Here is a 16,839-nt window from a genome sequence, read left to right on the forward strand (position 1 = left end):
AGGGCATGAGTTACCTCCTCACCCAGGTCCTCAACGGCCTGTCGTTCGGGCTGGTGCTGAGCCTCATCGCGGCCGGCTTCGCCATCGTGTTCACCTCGACCGGGGTGCTCAACTTCGCCCACGGCTCGGTCGTGCTGCTCGGCGCGTACCTGGTGGCCGTCTCGCAGCCGACGATCGGCTTCTGGCCGGCCGTGCTCGTCGGCGTCGTCGGTGCCGCGGTCGTCGGCGTCCTGGTCAACGCGCTGCTGGTGCGCAACCTCGCCGACCCCAACCCCGGCACGGCCGCGATCCTGATGCTGGGTGTCGACATCCTGCTGCTCACCGAGCTCACCCGCCGGATCGGCAACGAGGTGCTGCCGCTCGGGGCGCCGTGGGGGGCCGACGTGGTCCGGGCCGGCGGCATCGCCCTGCCCGCGGGCCGGGTGCTGGCGGCCGGCGTCGCGGTCGTGGTGTTCGCCGGGCTCTGGTTCCTCTTCGCGCGGACCCGCCTGGGCATCGGGATGCGCGCCGCGGCCGCGGACGGGCCCACGGCCTCGCTGATGGGCATCCGGCTCTCCCGCACCGGGGCGACCGGCTGGGCGCTGGCCGGGGTGCTGGCCGCGCTCGCCGGGGTCTTCCTGACGTCGTTCCCCTCGCCCGGGGTCGCGCCGCCGGTGGCGCTGTCGGCCTTCCTCGCCATCCCGGCCTGGGTGCTGGGCGGCTTCGACTCGGTCCCCGGGGCCGTGCTCGGTGGCCTGGTCATCGGCCTGGTCACCGCGCTCGCCGTCGGCTACGAGAGCGACCTGCACTTCCTCGGCAGCGGCTTCGGCGAGGTCGTGCCCTACCTCGTGATGATCGTCGTCCTGCTCGTGCGGCCCCAGGGGCTGCTCGGCAGCAAGGAGGCCGTCCGTGTCTGACCTGCTCCGTCGGACCGCGGGCGTCGTCCTCCTCGTGGTGGCACTCGCTCTGCCGCTGGTCCTCGAGGACTTCTGGCTGCAGCTCGGCCTCTTCGTGATGGCCACGATGGTCGGGGCGGTGGGCCTCACCCTGCTGGTCGGGGTGGCCGGCCAGCTGTCCCTCGGCCACGCCGCCTTCGCCGCCATCGGCGCCTACGTCTACGTGTGGGCGACGTCGGAGTCCGAGCCGTCGCTCGCGGGGGCCGGCCTCCCGGCCGTCGCCGGGCTGGTGCTCGCCGTCGCGGTCGCCGCGCTCGTCGGCCTGGCGTTCGCCCCGGTCGCCAGCCGGCTGCGGGGCATCTACCTCGGCCTGGCGACCCTCGGCCTGGTGTTCCTGGTCCGGCACCTGCTGCTCAACCTCGACAGCTGGACCGGCGGGTTCAACGGCCGCTCGGTCGAGCCGTTCACGCTCGCCGGCTTCAGCTTCAGCAACCGCGACCCGGACTAACTCGCCGTCGCGGGCGTGGAGCTCGAGGGCCTGCACCGGCTCTGGTACCTGTTCCTGGTCCTCACCCTGCTGGCCTGCTGGCTGGCGGCCAACCTGCGGTCGAGCCGGACCGGCCGGGCCTGGGCGAACGTGCGGGACAGCGAGACGGCGGCCGCCGCGATGGGGATCGGGGTCGCCCGGCACAAGGCCTCGGCGTTCGTCGTGTCCTCCGGGTACGCCGGGCTGGCCGGGGCCCTGCTCGCCCTGGCGTACGGCCGGCTGGCACCCGACGTCTTCACGCTCACCGTGTCGGTCGACTTCCTCGTGATGATCGTGATCGGCGGCCTGGGGTCCGTGGGCGGCGCCATGGTGGGCGCCCTCTTCGTCACCGCCCTCCCGCTCGTGCTGACCCAGTACAGCGACGCCCTGCCGTTCCTGGCCGCTCCCGGCTCCGGCGGCCTGGACCCGGCGACGACGTCCCGGCTCCTCTACGGACTGGCCATCATCGCGGTCCTCGTCTTCCTCCGGGGTGGCCTCGCCGGGACCTTCCGCCGGCTCACCGGACGGGGGGCGTCCGGCGCCCCGGACGACACCCGCGGCCCGGCGGGCCCCCACCGCGCCGGGCACCCCGGCCCGATCGACCCCGGCCACCAGGCCGGGGACTCCCCTCTGAGGTCGAAGGAGACCGCTCGATGAGGAAGACCCGTCCCGCCCTGGCCGCCGCCGCCGCGTGCCTGTTCGCGGTCGGCGCCTGCTCCACCACGGAGCCGGAGGCGGCCGCCGGCGGCGGCTCCGGCGACGTCGAGACCGGCAACGGCGTCACCGACTCGGCGATCACCGTCGGCGTCCTGACCGACCTCTCCGGGCCCTTCGCCGCCGGCGCCGCCGTCCAGGTCACCGAGTTCCAGGCCTACTGGGACCAGGTCAACGCCGACGGCGGGGTGTGCGACCGCGACGTCGAGATCCAGGTGCAGGACCACGCCTACGACCCGCAGAAGGCCGTCTCGCTCTACCGCAGCATGTCCTCCGACATCGTCGCCCTGCAGCAGGTCCTCGGTGGCCCGACCAGCGCCGCCGTCCTGCCGCTGGCCCAGCAGGACAGCGTCTACGTGGGCGGGGTGGGCTGGGCGAGCACGGCCCTGGAGTACGAGAACAACCAGCTCCCGGGCGCGAGCTACAGCATCCAGGGAGCCAACGCGATCGACTACCTGGTCGACGAGCTCGGGCTGTCCGAGGGCGACTCGGTCGGCGTCGTCTACTTCGTCGGCGACTACGGGAGCGACGCCCTGGCCGGCGCCGAGCACGCCGCCGAGGAGCGCGGGCTGACGATCGTGCCGCAGGAGATCACCCCCGCGGTCACCGACCTCTCCGCCCAGGCCTCGGCGCTCGTGCAGGAGGACGTGCAGGCGGTGGTCCTGGGCGCCGCGCCCGCGCAGCTGGCGTCGCTGGTCGGCGTCCTGTCGGCCCAGGGTGCCGACGTGCCCGTCATCGGGATGAACCCGACGTTCAACCCGGCGCTGCTGGACACGCCCGCGGCCGACGCGCTGCTGGCCAACACGTACAGCATCACCAGCGTCGCTCCCTACGCGAGCGACGCGCCGGGCGTGCAGGAGGCCAACGCCCTGTACACCGAGGCCGACCCCGACGGGGCCCTCGGCTGGGAGGTCCCCCTGGCCTACGGGCAGGCCCAGCTGCTCCGGACCGCGCTCGAGGACGCCTGCGAGGCCGGCGACCTGACCCCCGAGGGGGTCGTCGCCGCGGTCGGTGAGGCCTCCGACGTCGACACCGACGGGGTCTTCCCCGACGGCCTGGACTTCACGCAGGTGGGTGAGTCGCCGACCCGGACGGTCTTCGTCTCCAAGGTGAGCGACACCGCGGAGGCCGGGCTGGAGGTCCTCGACGACGCGTACGAGGGCCCCAGCGCGCAGAGCTACACCTTCGGCTGACCGATGGCCCTGGAGCGCAGTGAGCTGCTGGCCGCTCCGGTCCCGGGCCCGGTGGGGGGCGTCCTCGGCGACGTCCTCCACCGGGCCGCCCGGGAGGCTCCGGACGACCTGCTGCTGAGCACGCCGGCGTCGGGGGAGACCTGGACGGCGGCGCGGCTGCTCGCCGACGCGCGCGCGGTGGCCGGGGGGCTGCTCCGCGACCTGGAGCCGGGCTCCCGCGTCGCCACCTGCCTCGGCAACGGCCCCGAGCCGGTGCTGCTCCAGCTGGGTGTCGCGCTGGCCGGGATGACGCTGGTGCCGGTCAACCCGCGCTCCCGCCCGGCGGAGCTCGAGCACGCCCTCCGCCTCTCCGGCGCGGTCCGCCTGTACGCGGCCGAGGAGGTCGCGGGCAACCCGGTCGCCGACCTGGCGGCCCGGGCCGCGGACCGGCTGCCCGCGCTGCGGGAGGTCCGCCGCTGCGGCGACGACCGGCGCTCCTCGATCGACCTCGCCGAGCCCCGCGAGCTGCCGGCCGTCGACCCGGAGAGCCTGGCGCAGGTGCAGTTCACCTCCGGGACCACCGGGCGGGCGAAGGGCGTGCGCATCACGCACGCCGGCATGGTCACCACCGGCCGCGCGTTCGCCGACCGGCTCGGCCCGACGGCGGGGCGGGTGTGGGTCGACCCCATGCCGCTGTTCCACACGGCCGGCAACGTCCTCGGCGTCGTCGGGGCGCTGGAGGCGCGGGCCGAGCACGTCGTCCTGCCCTTCGCCCCCGGCCCCGTCCTGCGCGCCGTGGCCGACCGCCGGGCCACGCTGCTGTCGGCCGCTCCCACCCTGCTCGACCTCCTGGCCTCGCACCCCGACCTGCCGGGCACCGACCTCTCCGCGCTGCGGGTGCTGTTCACCGGCGGCATGACCGTGACGCCGTCCTTCGTCGACCGCGTCGAGTCCCTGTTCGGGGCCCGCCTGTCGATCACCTTCGGCATGACCGAGACCTGCGGCGCCGTGCTGCAGACCGCGCCGACCGACCCGGACCGGGTCCGGCGGGGGACCGTCGGCGCGCCGCTGGCCGGCACGGACGTGCGGATCGCCGGCCCGGACGGCGCGGCGGTGCCCCCGGGCACCCCCGGTGAGCTGTGGGTCCGCGGCGCGCGGATCACGCGCGGCTACCTGGACGACCCGGCCGCCACCGCCGAGGCCGTCGACGCCGACGGCTGGCTGCACACCGGCGACCTGGGGGAGATGGACGCCGACGGCGCCTGCCGCGTCGTCGGGCGGATCAAGGACATGATCAAGACCGGCGGCGAGAACGTCTCGCCGGTCGAGGTGGAGGAGTGGCTCGTGCGGCACCCGGACGTCGCGCGCGCCGCCGTCGTCGGCGTGCCCGACGAGCGGTGGGGCGAGCTCGTCGTCGCCTTCGTCGTCCCGGTGGACGGGCGCGAGCCGGTGGCGGAGGACCTCACCGCGTTCTGCCGGGACGGTCTCTCGCCGTTCAAGGTGCCCCGGCGGTGGCGCGTCGTGGACGACCTGCCGATGACGGCCTCGGCGAAGGTGCAGCGCGCCGAGCTCCGCCGGATCGCGGCGGCGGGCACCTCGTGAGGGAGCGGCTCCTCGCCGACCTGGCGGACGAGGGAGCGGCCCTGGAGGAGGTCCTCGTCCCGCTGCCCGCCGCGGACTGGGCACGGCCCACGCCGGCGTCCGGCTGGACGGTCGCCGCCCAGGTCGCCCACCTCGCGTGGACCGACGACCTCGCCCGGCAGGCCGCCACCGACCCGGCGGGGTTCGTGCAACGCCCCGCCCGGATCCCTCCCGAGGCCCTCCCGGACGCCGTGGACCGGGCGGCCCGGGACGGCGCGGCCCTTCCTCCGGCGACCCTCCTGGCCCGCTGGCGCGAGGGCCGGGAGCGGCTCGCGGCCGCTCTCGCCGCGACGCCCGACGGCGTGCGCCTGCCGTGGTTCGGCCCCCCGATGGGTGCCGCGTCCATGGTGACCGCGCGGCTCATGGAGACCTGGGCCCACGGCACCGACGTCCGCGACGCGCTCGGGCTCGCGCCGCTCGCCTCGCCGCGGCTGGACCACGTCGCGCACCTCGGCGTGCGCACCCGCGGGTTCGCCTTCGCCGCCCACGGGCTGCCCGTCCCGACCGCCCCGGTCCGGGTCGAGCTCGAGCGCGCCGACGGCACGGTGTGGAGCGACGGGCCCCCGGACGCCGGTCAGCGGATCAGCGGGCCGCAGCTCGACTTCTGCCTGCGCGTGGTGCAGCGGCGTCGCCGGTCCGAGCTGGCGCTGACCGCCGTGGGCCCCGACGCGGAGGCCTGGCTGGACGTCGCGCAGGCCTTCGCCGGCCCGCCGGGACCGGGCAGCGAGGGGGGACGGCGCGGGAGCGCGGCGGGCGACGGGCCCGGCTGACCGGATCGCCGGCACCCGCACGCGCGCCGCCGGGACGCCGGGCCGGCGGGCGTGCGCACCGCCGGCCCGGCGGGACTCAGTGCGCGGCCCCCGCCTCGCGGGTCTCGTCCGCGCCGTGGGCGATCGACCGGGTGTCCTGGAACGCCCGGACGCCCTCGATGCCCTGCTCCCGGCCCATGCCCGAGGACTTCATGCCGCCGAACGGCGCCCGCAGGTCCAGCCGCGCCGCGCCGTGGTCGTTGACCCAGACGTAGCCGCACTCGAGCCGCCCGCCCAGCCGGTTGGCGGCGTCGGCGTCCGCGGTCCAGACCGAGGCGCACAGGCCCGCCCACGTGTCGTTGGCCAGCCGGACCGCCTCGTCGTCGTCGTCGAAGGGCAGCACCGGGATGACCGGGCCGAACTGCTCCTGGGTGACGACGCGCAGCGACGGGTCGGGGTCGACGACGACGGCCGGGCGCAGGAAGTTGCCCTCGGCGAACTCGCCGCCGGGGAGCTCGCCGAACTCCAGCACGGTCGCCCCGGAGTCCTTCGCCTCCTCGATGATCTCCGCGACGAAGGCCTTCTGCGCCGGCTGGTGGAGCGGGCCCATCGTGGTGCCCTCGGCCAGCCCGTGGCCGAGCACGGTCCGCTCGAGCCGGGCCGACAGGCCGGCCACCAGCTCGTCCATCCGGGACCGGTGCACGTAGATCCGCTTGGCGTTCATGCAGATCTGGCCGGTGGTGTCGTAGACGGCGCTGAACAGCCGGTCCAGGTGCTCGTCGTCGAGGACGGCGTCGGCCCGCACGATCGCCGGGTCGTTGCCGCCGAGCTCGAGGGTGACCCGGGTGAGGCTCCGCGAGGCCATCTCCATGATCTTCTTGCCGCCGTTGACGCTGCCGGTGAAGCAGACCTTGGCGACGGCGGGGTCCTCGATCAGCCCGGCCATCTCGCTGTCCCGGCCGGTGACCACGTTGACCACGCCGGGCGGCAGCTTCTCCGCCACGCGCTGCACCAGCCGGGTGGTGGCCAGCGGCGTCGACGGCGGCGGCTTGACGATGACGGTGTTGCCGGCCAGCAGCGCGTGCGGGAGCGACGCGGCGAGGATGGCGATCGGCCAGTTGAACGGCACGATGATCGTCACCACGCCGAGCGGCTGGTGGGCGACGGTGGTCTGCACGGGGATCCCCGGCGCGGGCGGCAGCACCTTGGTGGCCTCCACCTCGTCGGCGAGGGAGAGCGCGAGCTGCCACCGGATCTCGAAGACCAGGGCGTCCACCCAGGCCTCGTGGACGATCTTGCCGTTCTCCAGCGAGAGGACGCGGGCGTCCTCGTCGCGCTCGTCGGCCAGGCCCTCGACCGCGGCGGCCATGGCGGCGGCGCGCTCGGTCGCGGGCATCGCCGACCAGGCGGGGTAGGCCGACCGGGCGGCCGCGACGGCGTCGGCGACGTCGTCGGCGGTGGCCGCCGCCGCCGTGCCGACGACGACGCCCGGCCGGGCCGGGTCGACGACCTCGAGCACCTCCGCCGTGGTCCGTGCCTCGCCACCGATGTAGAGCCCCGTGGTGACCGGGGCCGCCGTGTCGATCGTGCTCGTCATGCGGATCGATCCCTTCCTTCTCCTGCGTGGTGGGTGCTGTGCGGTCGAGCATCGGGAAGCGGGCGCCCCGCGTCCACGGCCGCGAGGAGGCGGACCGCGTCCGCGCTGCCGGCGACGTCGTGCACCCGCACGCCCCAGGCCCCGGCGCGGGCGGCCAGCACGGTGGTGGCCAGGGTCGCGGCGTCGCGCCGGGCGGGCGGCGGGGGAGGCCCGCCGGGTGGCGCCAGGACGGCGCCGAGGAAGCGCTTGCGGGAGGCGCCGACGAGGACGGGGAAGCCGAGGTCGGCGATCCGGTCCAGCCCGGCCAGCAGTGCGAGGTCGTGCCCGGGCAGCTTCGCGAACCCCAGCCCGGGGTCGACGACGATCCGGTCGGCCGCCACGCCCGCCGCCATGGCCGCGTCGACGCGCCGGCACAGCTCGCGCCGCACGTCGGCCACCACGTCCCCGTAGGCGGCCTCGGCGTCCATGTCGCGGCTCTCGCCCCGCCGGTGCATGAGCACCCAGGGCACGCCGGCGTCGGCGACCACGCGGGCCATGTCCGGGTCCGCGAGGCCCCCGCTGACGTCGTTGACCATCGCCGCGCCCGCCCCGAGGGCCGCCGTGGCCACCGCGGCGCGGGTCGTGTCGACGCTGACCGCGACGCCCGCCCGCGCGAGGGCGGCGACCACCGGCAGGACGCGGCGGCACTCCTCCCCGGCGTCCACCCGCCCGGCGCCGGGCCGCGTGGACTCCCCGCCGACGTCCACCCAGTCGGCGCCGTCGGCGGCCAGCGCGAGCCCGTGCGCGACCGCGGCCTCGGCGGTGGCGTGGCGGCCGCCGTCGGAGAACGAGTCCGGCGTGACGTTGAGGACCCCCATGACGACGCAGCGGCCGGCGGTCACGGGCCGCCCCCCGGGGACGCCGCCACCGCCGGCTCGCGGGCGGGGACGAGGTGCGCCGGGCGCCGGCCGCGCAGCGAGTTGAGCACCGCGACCTCCTCGGCGGCGTGCAGGTCGGCGACGGTGAGCACCCGCTCGGCCAGCAGCCCCTGCTCCAGCAGCCGCGCCCGCTCGACGCCGGGGAGGCAGCCGGAGGAGGTCGGCGGGGTCCACCACCGGCCGCCGAGCCGCAGGGCCACGTTCGCCGTGGTGGTCTCGGTGAGCTCGCCGCGGCGGTTGACCAGCACGACGTCGTCGGCCTCTGGGTGGGCCAGCGCCCGGGTCAGGTAGACGTCGCGGCGGGTGCTCTTGTGCTGCAGCCACGGGTCGGCGTCGTCCACGGGGTCGTCGCTGAGCGCGAGCCGCACGGGCCCGGCCGGCGGAAGGGGCGCGGGCCCGACCTCGACGTCGAGGTCGCCGTCGCGGGACAGCAGAAGCCGGACCCGGGCCGGCCCGGCGTGCCCCGCGACCGCGCGGTGCAGCGCCGCGAGGGCCGCCGCCGCGTCGAAGCGGAAGCCGGCCCAGTGGGCCGAGTCGGCCATCCGGGCCAGGTGCCGGGCGGCGTGGCGGAGCTCCCCGCCGGCGGTGAGGGCCAGGGTCTCGAGCAGCCGGTGCTCGGTGACGTCGTGCGTGAGGACGGCGGCCTTCGCGTGCAGCTCGGCCCGCTCGCGGGCGGGGTCGGAGTCCCAGGTGATGCCGCCGCCCGCGCCGTAGACGGCCCCGCCGGTGGCGCGGTCGACGACGGCGGTGCGGATGGCGACGGAGAAGCGCGCCCGGACCGGGGCCGACGGCGGCCCGACCAGGCCGACGGCGCCGCAGTACACCCCGCGCGGAGCCGGCTCCAGCTCCCCGATCAGCCGCATGGTGGCCCGCTTCGGGGCGCCGGTGACCGAGCCGCACGGGAACAGCGCGGTGAACAGGTCCAGCAGCGTGGTCCCGGCCGGCACCCGGGCGCTCACCTGCGAGGTCAGCTGCCAGACGGTGGGGTAGCGCTCGAGGGCGAACAGCTCGTCGACCACCACGCTGCCCACCTCCGCCACCCGGCCCAGGTCGTTGCGGAGCAGGTCGACGATCATCAGGTTCTCGGCCCGCTCCTTGGCGCTCGCGAGCAGGGCGCGGCTGCGCTCGGTGTCCTCGGCGGTGGTGCGGCCGCGGGGGGCGGTGCCCTTCATCGGGCGGGTCCGGACGACGTCGCCCGCCCACTCGAAGAACAGCTCCGGGCTGGCGCCGGCGACCACGTGCCGGCCGAGGTCGAGGTAGGCGTTGTGCGCGCCGCGCTGGGCGAGGGCGAGGCGGGCGTAGAGGGCGCCGGGGTCGCCGGCGGCGGGGGAGCGGAGCCGGTCGGTGAGGTTGCACTGGTAGGTCTCGCCCGCGGCGATCCGCTCGCGGACGACCGCGACGGCGTGCGCGTGCTCGGCGTCGGTCCGGTCGGGCTGCCACGCCGGGCCCGGGGCAGCGGCGGCCGCGGGCGGCCGCACCGGCTCGACGCGGGTGGGCTCGCCGCACAGGCCGAACCACACCAGCGGCGGCTGCCCCGGCGGCGTCGGGCCGCCCGGCAGCCGGGGGTCCAGGCCGGAGGCGGCCTCGTAGGCGACGTACCCGTAGGCCCAGCTCCCGGCCTCCGTGGCGTCGTGCACCTCCCGGAGCACCCCGGCGACCTCGTCGGGGTGCACCGCGGTGAGCACCCGGGACGGCGGCGGGCACAGCAGCGCCTCCCCGGCGCGCAGGTCGTCGAACCGTGCCCAGAGGGCGGCCATCAGGCCGGGACCTCCCGCGGGACCTCCTGCTCGATGCCCTGCTCGATGCCCTGCTGCGCCCGCGCCGCGGCCAGCGTGTTGGCGAGCAGCATCGCGATCGTCATCGGCCCGACCCCGCCGGGCACCGGCGTGAGCGCGCCCGCCACCTCCGCGGCCGGGTCGTGGTCGACGTCGCCGCGCAGCCCGTCCTCGCCGCGGTGGATGCCCACGTCGACGACGACCGCCCCGGGCTTGACGGCGTCCGCGCCGACGAGGCCGGGGATGCCCGCCGCGACGACGAGCACGTCCGCGCGCCGGCACACCTCGGCGAGGTCGCGCGTGCGCGAGTGGCAGATCGTCACGGTCGCGTCGCGGGCCAGCAGCAGCTGCGCCATGGGCCGGCCGACGAGCACCGACCGGCCGACGACGACGGCCTCGGCGCCCGCGAGGGGGACCTCGTACTCGTCGAGCAGCGCCATCACCCCGGCCGGCGTGCACGGGCGCAGCCCCGGCCGGCCCTGGGCGAGCAGGCCGGCGTTGTCCGTCGTCAGGCCGTCGACGTCCTTCGCCGCGGGGATGCGGGCGACGAGGGCGTCGGCGTCGAGGTGGGCCGGCAACGGCAGCTGCAGGAGGATCCCGGACACCGCCGGGTCGGCGGCCAGCTCGTCGACGAGCGCAGCCACGGTCTCCTGGCCGGCGTCGGCGGGCAGGTGCCGGTGCAGGTCGCGCATGCCCGCCTCGACCGACAGCCGGCGCTTGTTGCGGACGTAGACCTCCGACGCGGGGTCGTCCCCGACCAGCACGGTCGCCAGGCCCGGGGCGGTGCCGCCCGCGGCGACCAGCTCCGCCACCCCGGCCGCGACCTCCTCGCGGACCCGCCGCGCCACCGCCTTGCCGTCGATCACCCGTGCGGTCACCGTGCTGTCCTCCAGGGGGTCGGCCGCGCGGGACGCGCCGGCGCGTGCGTCGTGGACCGCCGTCTCAGGCGATGAGGTGCGGCGAGGTCGGGAGAGGTCAGGCGAGGTCAGGCGAGGTCGGCCAGCGTCCGCCGGCGCCACGCCTCGGTCGGCTCGAGGTCGTTGAAGGTGAAGACGTGGAAGCCCTCGATGGCGTTGTCCGGCTTCCCGATGTGCGGGGCCAGGCCCTTGATGATCTTGTCCGGGCTGTAGCCGCCGGGGACGAAGAAGCGCCAGAGCAGGTTCTGCTGCTTCTTGAGGAACTTGGCCGACTCGCCGATGCCCAGGCCGCCGGAGACCCGGATCAGCTTCTGCCGGTGCACCGCGCCGGGGACGCCGACGTGCACGGGCAGGTCGATGCCGCGGGTCCTGAGCTCCCGCGCCCAGCGCAGGATGGCCGCCGGGTCGAACACGATCTGGGTGACGATGTGCGTGGCCAGCGGCGCCTTGTCCACGAGCGCCTGGAACATGACGTCCTCGGCCGCGCTCGGGTGGCCCTCGGGGTGCCCGCCGATGCCGATGTCGGTGAAGCCGTGGTCGAGCTCGTGCAAGGCGACCAGCAGGTCGTGGGCGTGCCGGAACTCCGTGGGGTCCTCGGTGGGGTCCCCGCCGACCACGAAGACGTCGGTGATGCCGGCCTCGCGGCAGCGGTCGACGACGTCGGCGAGGTGCGCGCGGTCGCGGACCTGGCGCGCCGACAGGTGCGGGGCCACCGAGTAGCCGTGCGCGGCGAGCGCGACGGCGAGGTCGATGGTGGCGTCCTGACCCTTGGCCGGCGAGGCCGTCACGGTCAGGCGGACGTCCTTCGGCACGTGCGCGAGGACCGACTGCTCGGTCTTCTTGAACGGGATCACCTCGTAGCCGAGGCCCTGGAAGGCGTGCCGCAGCGTGGCCCGGGTGGTCGTGTCCCGGACGGCCAGCGAGCGCTTCACGTGGTCTCTCCTCCGACGGTGGGGCGGAACCTGCCGTCGTCCATCGTGACCTGCGCCACGCCCCTCCGGGCACGGTGCCATGACGGCACCTCGGGGGCCGGATCGGCAGCAGCGGATGGGTCAATCGTCGCGGTCGGCGGGCCCGGACGGGTGGCGGTGCGGGGATGCCGCGCCGCGGGCGGCGATGGCCGGTGCCGGCGTGTCAGCATTCCCCCGTGGTGAGCCGCGTCACGGACGGCCCGGGAGGTGCGGCCGGGGAGGAGCGACACGTGCGACGAGGAGGACCGGCGGCACCGGGCGCGATCACCTCCGCGGAGGAGGTGGTGCGGCGCGCCCCCGACGGCCTCGCGGTGGTCGACGGCCGGGCCCGCTTCGTGGAGGCCAACCCCGCGGCGGTGCTGCTGTGCGGCCTCGACCCCGACGCCGTCGCCGGCTCCCCGTCGCCGTTCCCGGTGCCGGACGACCCCGCCGCCGCCCGGCCCGGCGAGCTGACCGTGGCCTGGGAGCCCGGGCCCGGGCAGCGGCGCGAGTTCGCCTACGTGCTCGCCCCGGTGCCCGGGGAGGAGCGCTGGGTCGTCTCCTTCCGGGACGTGACCCTGAGCCGGCTGCGGGAGCGGCGCCTCGCGGCCATCGCCAAGGCGGCGTCGAGCGTGGCGTCCAAGCGCTCGCTGGTGGGCACCCTCGAGGCGCTCGCGCAGGAGGTGGCGGGCACCGACGCGCTCGCCGGCGTCCAGGTGCTCACCGTCAACTCCTCCGGCGACCGGCTGCACGTCATGGGCGCCGCGGGCTTCGGGCGGGCGGCCGACTTCTTCGACCGGCTCATGGAGTGCCACGCCCTGGGCGCCGAGCTCAAGATGCTCGAGGCGCTGCGCCGGCGCGAGCCGCTCGTGGTGCCCGACCGGTACGAGCAGACGATGCGGGACCCGGCCTGGGCGCCCCTGCACGAGCTGCTGCGCCACCCGCGCTGGGACTGGTTCGTCAGCGTGCCGCTGCTCGCCCGCGGGGAGCCGGTGGGCATCCTCAACGCCTTCTACGCGCCGGGGCAGGTGGTCGGCGACACCGAGCTGGAGTTCCTGCTGGCGATGGCCGAGCAGGCGGCGATGGCCGTCGACCACGCCGCGCAGCGCCAGCGCGAGCGCGACGTCGCCCGCCGGGAGGAGCGCCAGAAGCTCGCCCGCGACCTGCACGACTCGGTGGTGCAGCAGGTCTTCTCGATGATGATGCAGGCCCGCTCGCTCGGGGTGCTGGTGGAGCGGGGGCTGCCGCCCACGCCGGACCGGGTGGCCCAGGTGGCCGACGACCTCAGCACGAGCGCCGAGGCCGTGCTGGCCGACCTCCGGGGCATGGTCGTGGAGCTGCGGCCGGCGGCCACCACCGGCGACGGCCTGCACTCGGCGCTGCAGTCGCTGGTCGACACCACGACCGCCCGCACCGGGGTCGCCGTGGCGCTCGACGTGCACGACCCCGACGACGAGCTGTCCGCGCAGGACGGCGACCTCCTGGAGGACGTCTACCGGGTGCTCGCCGAGGCGCTGCACAACAGCGTCAAGCACGCCGACGCCTCGACGATCACCGTCCGGCTGGTCGTCGGCCCCCGCGGCCGCCGGCGGCGGCTGGTCGCCGACGTGACCGACGACGGCCGGGGGATGACCGACGCGGACGCCGCGGGCGGCGCCGCCGTGCCGACCGGCGCGGGCGACTCCGCGTCGAGCGGCTACGGCATGACGGTCATGCGCGAGCGCGCGGACCGGTGGGGCGGCGCCGTCCGGGTGCGCCGCCCCGCGGCCGGGGGCACGACCGTGCGGCTGACCCTGCCCCTGCGGACCTCGCTGCCCGCGTCGCCGGCCGGCGACCGTACGGTCGCCCCGTGACCGCGCCGCACCCCATCCGCGTCCTCGTCGTCGACGACCACGCCGTCGTGCGGCGCGGCGTGGTGGCCTACCTCGAGGCGCTCGAGGACGTCGAGGTCGCCGCCGAGGCCGGCGACGGGCAGGAGGCGCTCGACCAGCTGGCGCGCGCCGCGGCGCACGGCGAGCTGCCGCACGTCGTCCTCATGGACCTGCAGATGCCGGGCATGGACGGCGTGACCGCGACCGGCGAGGTGCTGCGCCGGTTCCCCGAGCTCAAGGTCGTGATCCTGACCAGCTTCGGGGAGACCGAGCGCGTGCACGCGGCCCTGGAGAGCGGCGCCTCGGGCTACCTGCTCAAGGACGCCGGGCCGGCCGAGGTCGACGCGGCGCTGCGCGCGGCCGTCCGCGACGAGGTGTTCCTCGACGCCGCGGTCACCCGCCGGCTCACCCAGGAGATGCGGGCGCCCCGCAGCGGCCTCGGGGCGCTCACCTCGCGGGAGAAGGAGGTGCTCGTCCTCGTGGCCGAGGGCCGGTCCAACAAGGACATCGCCCGGCACCTGGTGATCAGCGAGCGGACCGCCCGCACGCACGTCAGCCACCTGCTCACCAAGATGGGCCTCACCTCCCGCACCCAGGCCGCGCTGCTCGCGGTGAAGGAGGGCCTCGTCCAGCCGCGCTGACCCGCGGCCCGGTCGGGGAGCACCGGGACGGATGACGTAGCGCGCACCCGCCGCGGCGGTGGCGCGGCCGTGACATCGGACGGATCCGTCCCGGCCCCCGGGTGCCTAGCGTGGGGTGCCGCCGGGACGCGGCAGGGGACATCCGGCCCCGGACGACCTCGACGAGGAGGGGCAGCGTGGCCACGTTCGTGCTCGTCCACGGCGCCTGGCACGGCGGCTGGTGCTGGGACCGGGTGGCCCGCCCGCTGCGCGCGGCCGGCCACGAGGTGCACGCCCCCACGTTGACCGGGCTGTCGGAGCGGGCGCACCTGCTCTCCCCGCTCGTGGGGCTGGAGACGCACGTGGAGGACGTCGTCCGGCTGATCGACGTGCTCGGGCTGACCGACGTCGTCCTCGTCGGGCACAGCTACGCCGGCCAGGTCGTCACCGCCGTCGCCGACCGCCGGCCGGACGCCGTCGCGCGGCGCGTCCACCTCGACGCCTTCGTGGGCGCCGACGGCGAGGCCGCCCGCGACCTGCTCCCGGAGACGGTCGAGCACCACTGGGCGCAGTCGGCCGCCGAGCAGGGGTTCGGTTGGCTGGTGCCGGTGCGGAAGCTGTCAGTGCTCGGCGTGACCGAGCAGGCCGACGTCGACTGGCTCACCCCCCGGCTCACCCCGCACCCGTGGAAGACCTACACCGACCCGCTGCGGCTCACCGGCGCGGCCGACGCCGTGCCCGCGGCCTTCGTCGAGTGCACCGACTGGATGCGTGTCTTCGCCGCCCAGGCCGACCGCGCCCGCGCGCTCGGGTGGCCGGTGCACGAGATCGCGACCGGCCACGAGGCGATGGTGACCGCGCCCGGCGAGCTGGCGGCGGTGCTCACGGAGATCGCCGGCAGCGTGCCGGGCGGCAGCGGAGGAGGCTGACGTGGAGTTCCTGGTCCGGTCGGAGAACCGGCTGCCGGCCGACACCCCGGCGCAGCGGCGGGAGGAGCTGCGGGCGGGGGAGCGCGCCCGCGCGATGGAGCTGCGCGCCGCCGGCGTCCTCAAGCGGCTGTGGCGGGTCCCCGGGCGCAACGCGACCATCGGCCTGTACGAGGCCGAGGACCCGGTGGCCCTGCACGACGCGCTCATGTCGCTGCCGATGGCCCCGTGGCTCGACGTCTCCGTCGAGGCGCTGGCCACCCACCCCCAGGAGCGGACGTGACGCAGGCGCCCGCGACGCGGGCACCGGTACGGGAGAGAGGAACGACGGCCATGGGCACCACCGCCGGCCCGGGACGCCGGGACCTGCCGGGGACGCCGGTCTTCGACGGCGACAGCAGCCGGCGGGGACTGCGCATGAACCGGCTGTTCATGAGCCTGCGCCACGCCGAGGCGCGGGAGCGGTTCGCCGCCGACGAGGCCGCATACTGCCGGGAGTTCGGCCTGAGCGCCGAGCAGGAGCGGGCCGTGCTCGACCGCGACTGGCAGGCGATGATCGACCTCGGCGGCAGCATCTTCTACGTCTACAAGCTGGCGATGATCGACGGCCGGTCGATGCAGTACCTCGGTGGGGTGTTCACCGGCATGGGCGAGGAGGACTTCCTCGCCGCGATGCGCGCGGGAGGCCGCCGCGATGGCTGAGGTGATCTGGGGCCTGGCGACCTCGCACGTGCCCTCGATCGGCGCCGCGATGGACCGCGGGAAGACCGACGACCCGAACTGGAAGGCGCTCTTCGACGGGTACGCCCCGGCGCGCGCCTGGCTGGCCGAGCACCGGCCCGACGTCGCGATCGTCGTCTACAACGACCACGCCAACGGCATCGACCTCGACTTCGTGCCGACGTTCGGGCTGGGCACCGCCGAGCGCTACGAGGTCGCCGACGAGGGCTTCGGCCGGCGCCCGGTCCCCGACGTCGTCGGGCACCCCGAGCTGTCGCTGCACCTGGTGGAGAGCCTGGTCGACGAGGAGTTCGACCTCACCGTCTTCCAGGAGCTGCAGGTCGACCACGGCTTCACCGTGCCGCTGTCGGTGTGGACCCCCGACCCGGGCGACGCCTGGCCCTGCCCGGTGGTGCCGCTGCTGGTCAACGTCATCCAGTACCCGCAGCCGACGGCGGCCCGCTGCTACGCGCTCGGCCAGGCGCTCGGGCGGGCCATCCGCAGCTTCCCCGAGGACCTCACGGTCGGCGTCCTCGGCACCGGCGGGATGTCCCACCAGCTGGCCGGCGCCCGGGCGGGGTTCATCAACCCCGAGTTCGACGCGCTGTGGATGCAGGCGATCGAGACCGACCCGGCGCGGCTGGCGGCCATGTCCCGGGAGGAGCTCATCCGGCAGGCGGGCTCCGAGGGCATCGAGCTGATCATGTGGCTGGTCATGCGCGGGGCGATGGACGAGCAGATCACGAAGGTCCACTCGGACTACTTCGTGCCGGCGTCCAACACCGCGGCCGGCATCGCGCTGTTCGAGAACCGGGCGCCGCGGCCGGCCTGACCGCCGCGCCCCGAGACGAGGAGGCCCCCCGGGACGA

General features: G+C 76.1%; 15 protein-coding genes and 1 pseudogene. 11 read left to right on the forward strand and 5 right to left on the reverse strand.

The genetic code is table 11. The features are described from left to right. Window positions 1–5: 5 nt before the first annotated feature. The 5 genes and pseudogenes from ACI78R_RS10885 to ACI78R_RS10905 all read left to right on the forward strand — a co-directional run bounded on the left by ACI78R_RS10885 (window position 6) and on the right by ACI78R_RS10905 (window position 5,698). On the forward strand, window positions 6–896 hold the full coding sequence (locus ACI78R_RS10885; protein WP_457040725.1) for a branched-chain amino acid ABC transporter permease: 891 nt from the start codon (window positions 6–8) through the stop codon (window positions 894–896). A 106-nt stretch (window positions 897–1,002) separates the two neighbouring features. Beyond that, a pseudogene (locus ACI78R_RS10890) lies at window positions 1,003–2,058 on the forward strand (branched-chain amino acid ABC transporter permease). Further along, window positions 2,055–3,308, forward strand: coding sequence for an ABC transporter substrate-binding protein (locus ACI78R_RS10895; RefSeq protein ID WP_457040726.1), 1,254 nt, complete (start codon window positions 2,055–2,057; stop codon window positions 3,306–3,308). The pseudogene ACI78R_RS10890 and the gene ACI78R_RS10895 overlap by 4 nt, the downstream one beginning before the upstream one ends. Window positions 3,309–3,311: 3 nt before the next feature. Then, window positions 3,312–4,889 carry a class I adenylate-forming enzyme family protein gene (locus ACI78R_RS10900; RefSeq protein WP_457040727.1) on the forward strand — a complete coding sequence of 526 codons (1,578 nt, stop codon included), beginning with the start codon at window positions 3,312–3,314 and terminating at the stop codon, window positions 4,887–4,889. Next, entirely contained in the window at window positions 4,886–5,698 is an 813-nt protein-coding gene (locus ACI78R_RS10905; RefSeq protein ID WP_457040728.1) for a TIGR03084 family metal-binding protein, read from the forward strand. Before ACI78R_RS10900 ends, ACI78R_RS10905 begins: the two co-directional genes overlap by 4 nt. A 76-nt stretch (window positions 5,699–5,774) precedes the next feature. On the opposite strand, the gene ACI78R_RS10910 is transcribed toward ACI78R_RS10905, so the two are convergent. From ACI78R_RS10910 to ACI78R_RS10930, 5 genes are all read right to left on the reverse strand, one after another. After that, the gene (locus ACI78R_RS10910; RefSeq protein WP_457040729.1) at window positions 5,775–7,274 is read right to left on the reverse strand and encodes an aldehyde dehydrogenase family protein; all 1,500 of its coding nucleotides are present in this window, start codon (window positions 7,272–7,274) and stop codon (window positions 5,775–5,777) included. Next, window positions 7,271–8,155, reverse strand: a complete 885-nt coding sequence (gene folP, locus ACI78R_RS10915; protein ID WP_457040730.1) for a dihydropteroate synthase — start codon at window positions 8,153–8,155, stop codon at window positions 7,271–7,273. Before folP ends, ACI78R_RS10910 begins: the two co-directional genes overlap by 4 nt. Beyond that, window positions 8,152–9,948: an aminodeoxychorismate synthase component I gene (gene pabB / locus ACI78R_RS10920; protein WP_457040731.1), complete on the reverse strand. Its 1,797-nt coding sequence runs from the start codon at window positions 9,946–9,948 to the stop codon at window positions 8,152–8,154. The genes folP and pabB overlap by 4 nt, the downstream gene beginning before the upstream one ends. Then, window positions 9,948–10,844 carry a bifunctional methylenetetrahydrofolate dehydrogenase/methenyltetrahydrofolate cyclohydrolase FolD gene (gene folD / locus ACI78R_RS10925; protein WP_457040732.1) on the reverse strand — a complete coding sequence of 299 codons (897 nt, stop codon included), beginning with the start codon at window positions 10,842–10,844 and terminating at the stop codon, window positions 9,948–9,950. Before folD ends, pabB begins: the two co-directional genes overlap by 1 nt. A 107-nt stretch (window positions 10,845–10,951) precedes the next feature. Next, window positions 10,952–11,815 (reverse strand): methylenetetrahydrofolate reductase, encoded by an 864-nt coding sequence (locus ACI78R_RS10930; RefSeq protein ID WP_073419698.1) that lies wholly within the window; start codon window positions 11,813–11,815, stop codon window positions 10,952–10,954. Window positions 11,816–12,084: 269 nt separating this feature from the next. Here ACI78R_RS10930 and ACI78R_RS10935 point away from each other — a divergent pair, with 269 nt between their 5' ends. The 6 genes from ACI78R_RS10935 (at window position 12,085) to ACI78R_RS10960 (ending at window position 16,802) form a co-directional block, all read left to right on the forward strand. Then, window positions 12,085–13,686, forward strand: coding sequence for an ATP-binding protein (locus ACI78R_RS10935; protein ID WP_457040733.1), 1,602 nt, complete (start codon window positions 12,085–12,087; stop codon window positions 13,684–13,686). Further along, window positions 13,683–14,345, forward strand: a complete 663-nt coding sequence (locus ACI78R_RS10940) for a response regulator (RefSeq protein WP_073419700.1) — start codon at window positions 13,683–13,685, stop codon at window positions 14,343–14,345. Before ACI78R_RS10935 ends, ACI78R_RS10940 begins: the two co-directional genes overlap by 4 nt. Before the next feature lie 176 nt (window positions 14,346–14,521). Continuing rightward, entirely contained in the window at window positions 14,522–15,253 is a 732-nt protein-coding gene (locus ACI78R_RS10945; RefSeq protein ID WP_336026238.1) for an alpha/beta fold hydrolase, read from the forward strand. Window position 15,254: 1 nt separating this feature from the next. Further along, a complete protein-coding gene (locus tag ACI78R_RS10950) occupies window positions 15,255–15,533 on the forward strand; it encodes a muconolactone Delta-isomerase family protein (protein WP_457040734.1) in 279 nt (92 codons plus the stop codon). A 50-nt stretch (window positions 15,534–15,583) separates the two neighbouring features. Further along, window positions 15,584–15,952 (forward strand): protocatechuate 4,5-dioxygenase subunit alpha, encoded by a 369-nt coding sequence (gene ligA / locus ACI78R_RS10955; RefSeq protein ID WP_336026241.1) that lies wholly within the window; start codon window positions 15,584–15,586, stop codon window positions 15,950–15,952. Further along, complete coding sequence (locus ACI78R_RS10960) at window positions 15,945–16,802, forward strand: class III extradiol dioxygenase family protein (protein WP_073419704.1); 858 nt, start codon at window positions 15,945–15,947, stop codon at window positions 16,800–16,802. Before ligA ends, ACI78R_RS10960 begins: the two co-directional genes overlap by 8 nt. Window positions 16,803–16,839 lie beyond the last annotated feature (37 nt).

It is taken from the genome of Geodermatophilus sp. SYSU D01106, assembly GCF_054049995.1.

Excerpts from the sequence above, each read along its gene's own strand:
- ACI78R_RS10895 (WP_457040726.1), top strand. The coding sequence starts at position 2,055 with ATGAGGAAGACCCGTCCCGCCCTGGCCGCCGCCGCCGCGTGCCTGTTC.
- ACI78R_RS10910 (WP_457040729.1), bottom strand. The coding sequence starts at position 7,274 with ATGACGAGCACGATCGACACGGCGGCCCCGGTCACCACGGGGCTCTAC.
- ligA (WP_336026241.1), top strand. The coding sequence starts at position 15,584 with ATGGGCACCACCGCCGGCCCGGGACGCCGGGACCTGCCGGGGACGCCG.
- ACI78R_RS10885 (WP_457040725.1), top strand. The coding sequence starts at position 6 with ATGAGTTACCTCCTCACCCAGGTCCTCAACGGCCTGTCGTTCGGGCTG.
- ACI78R_RS10960 (WP_073419704.1), top strand. The coding sequence starts at position 15,945 with ATGGCTGAGGTGATCTGGGGCCTGGCGACCTCGCACGTGCCCTCGATC.
- ACI78R_RS10900 (WP_457040727.1), top strand. The coding sequence starts at position 3,312 with ATGGCCCTGGAGCGCAGTGAGCTGCTGGCCGCTCCGGTCCCGGGCCCG.
- pabB (WP_457040731.1), bottom strand. The coding sequence starts at position 9,948 with ATGGCCGCCCTCTGGGCACGGTTCGACGACCTGCGCGCCGGGGAGGCG.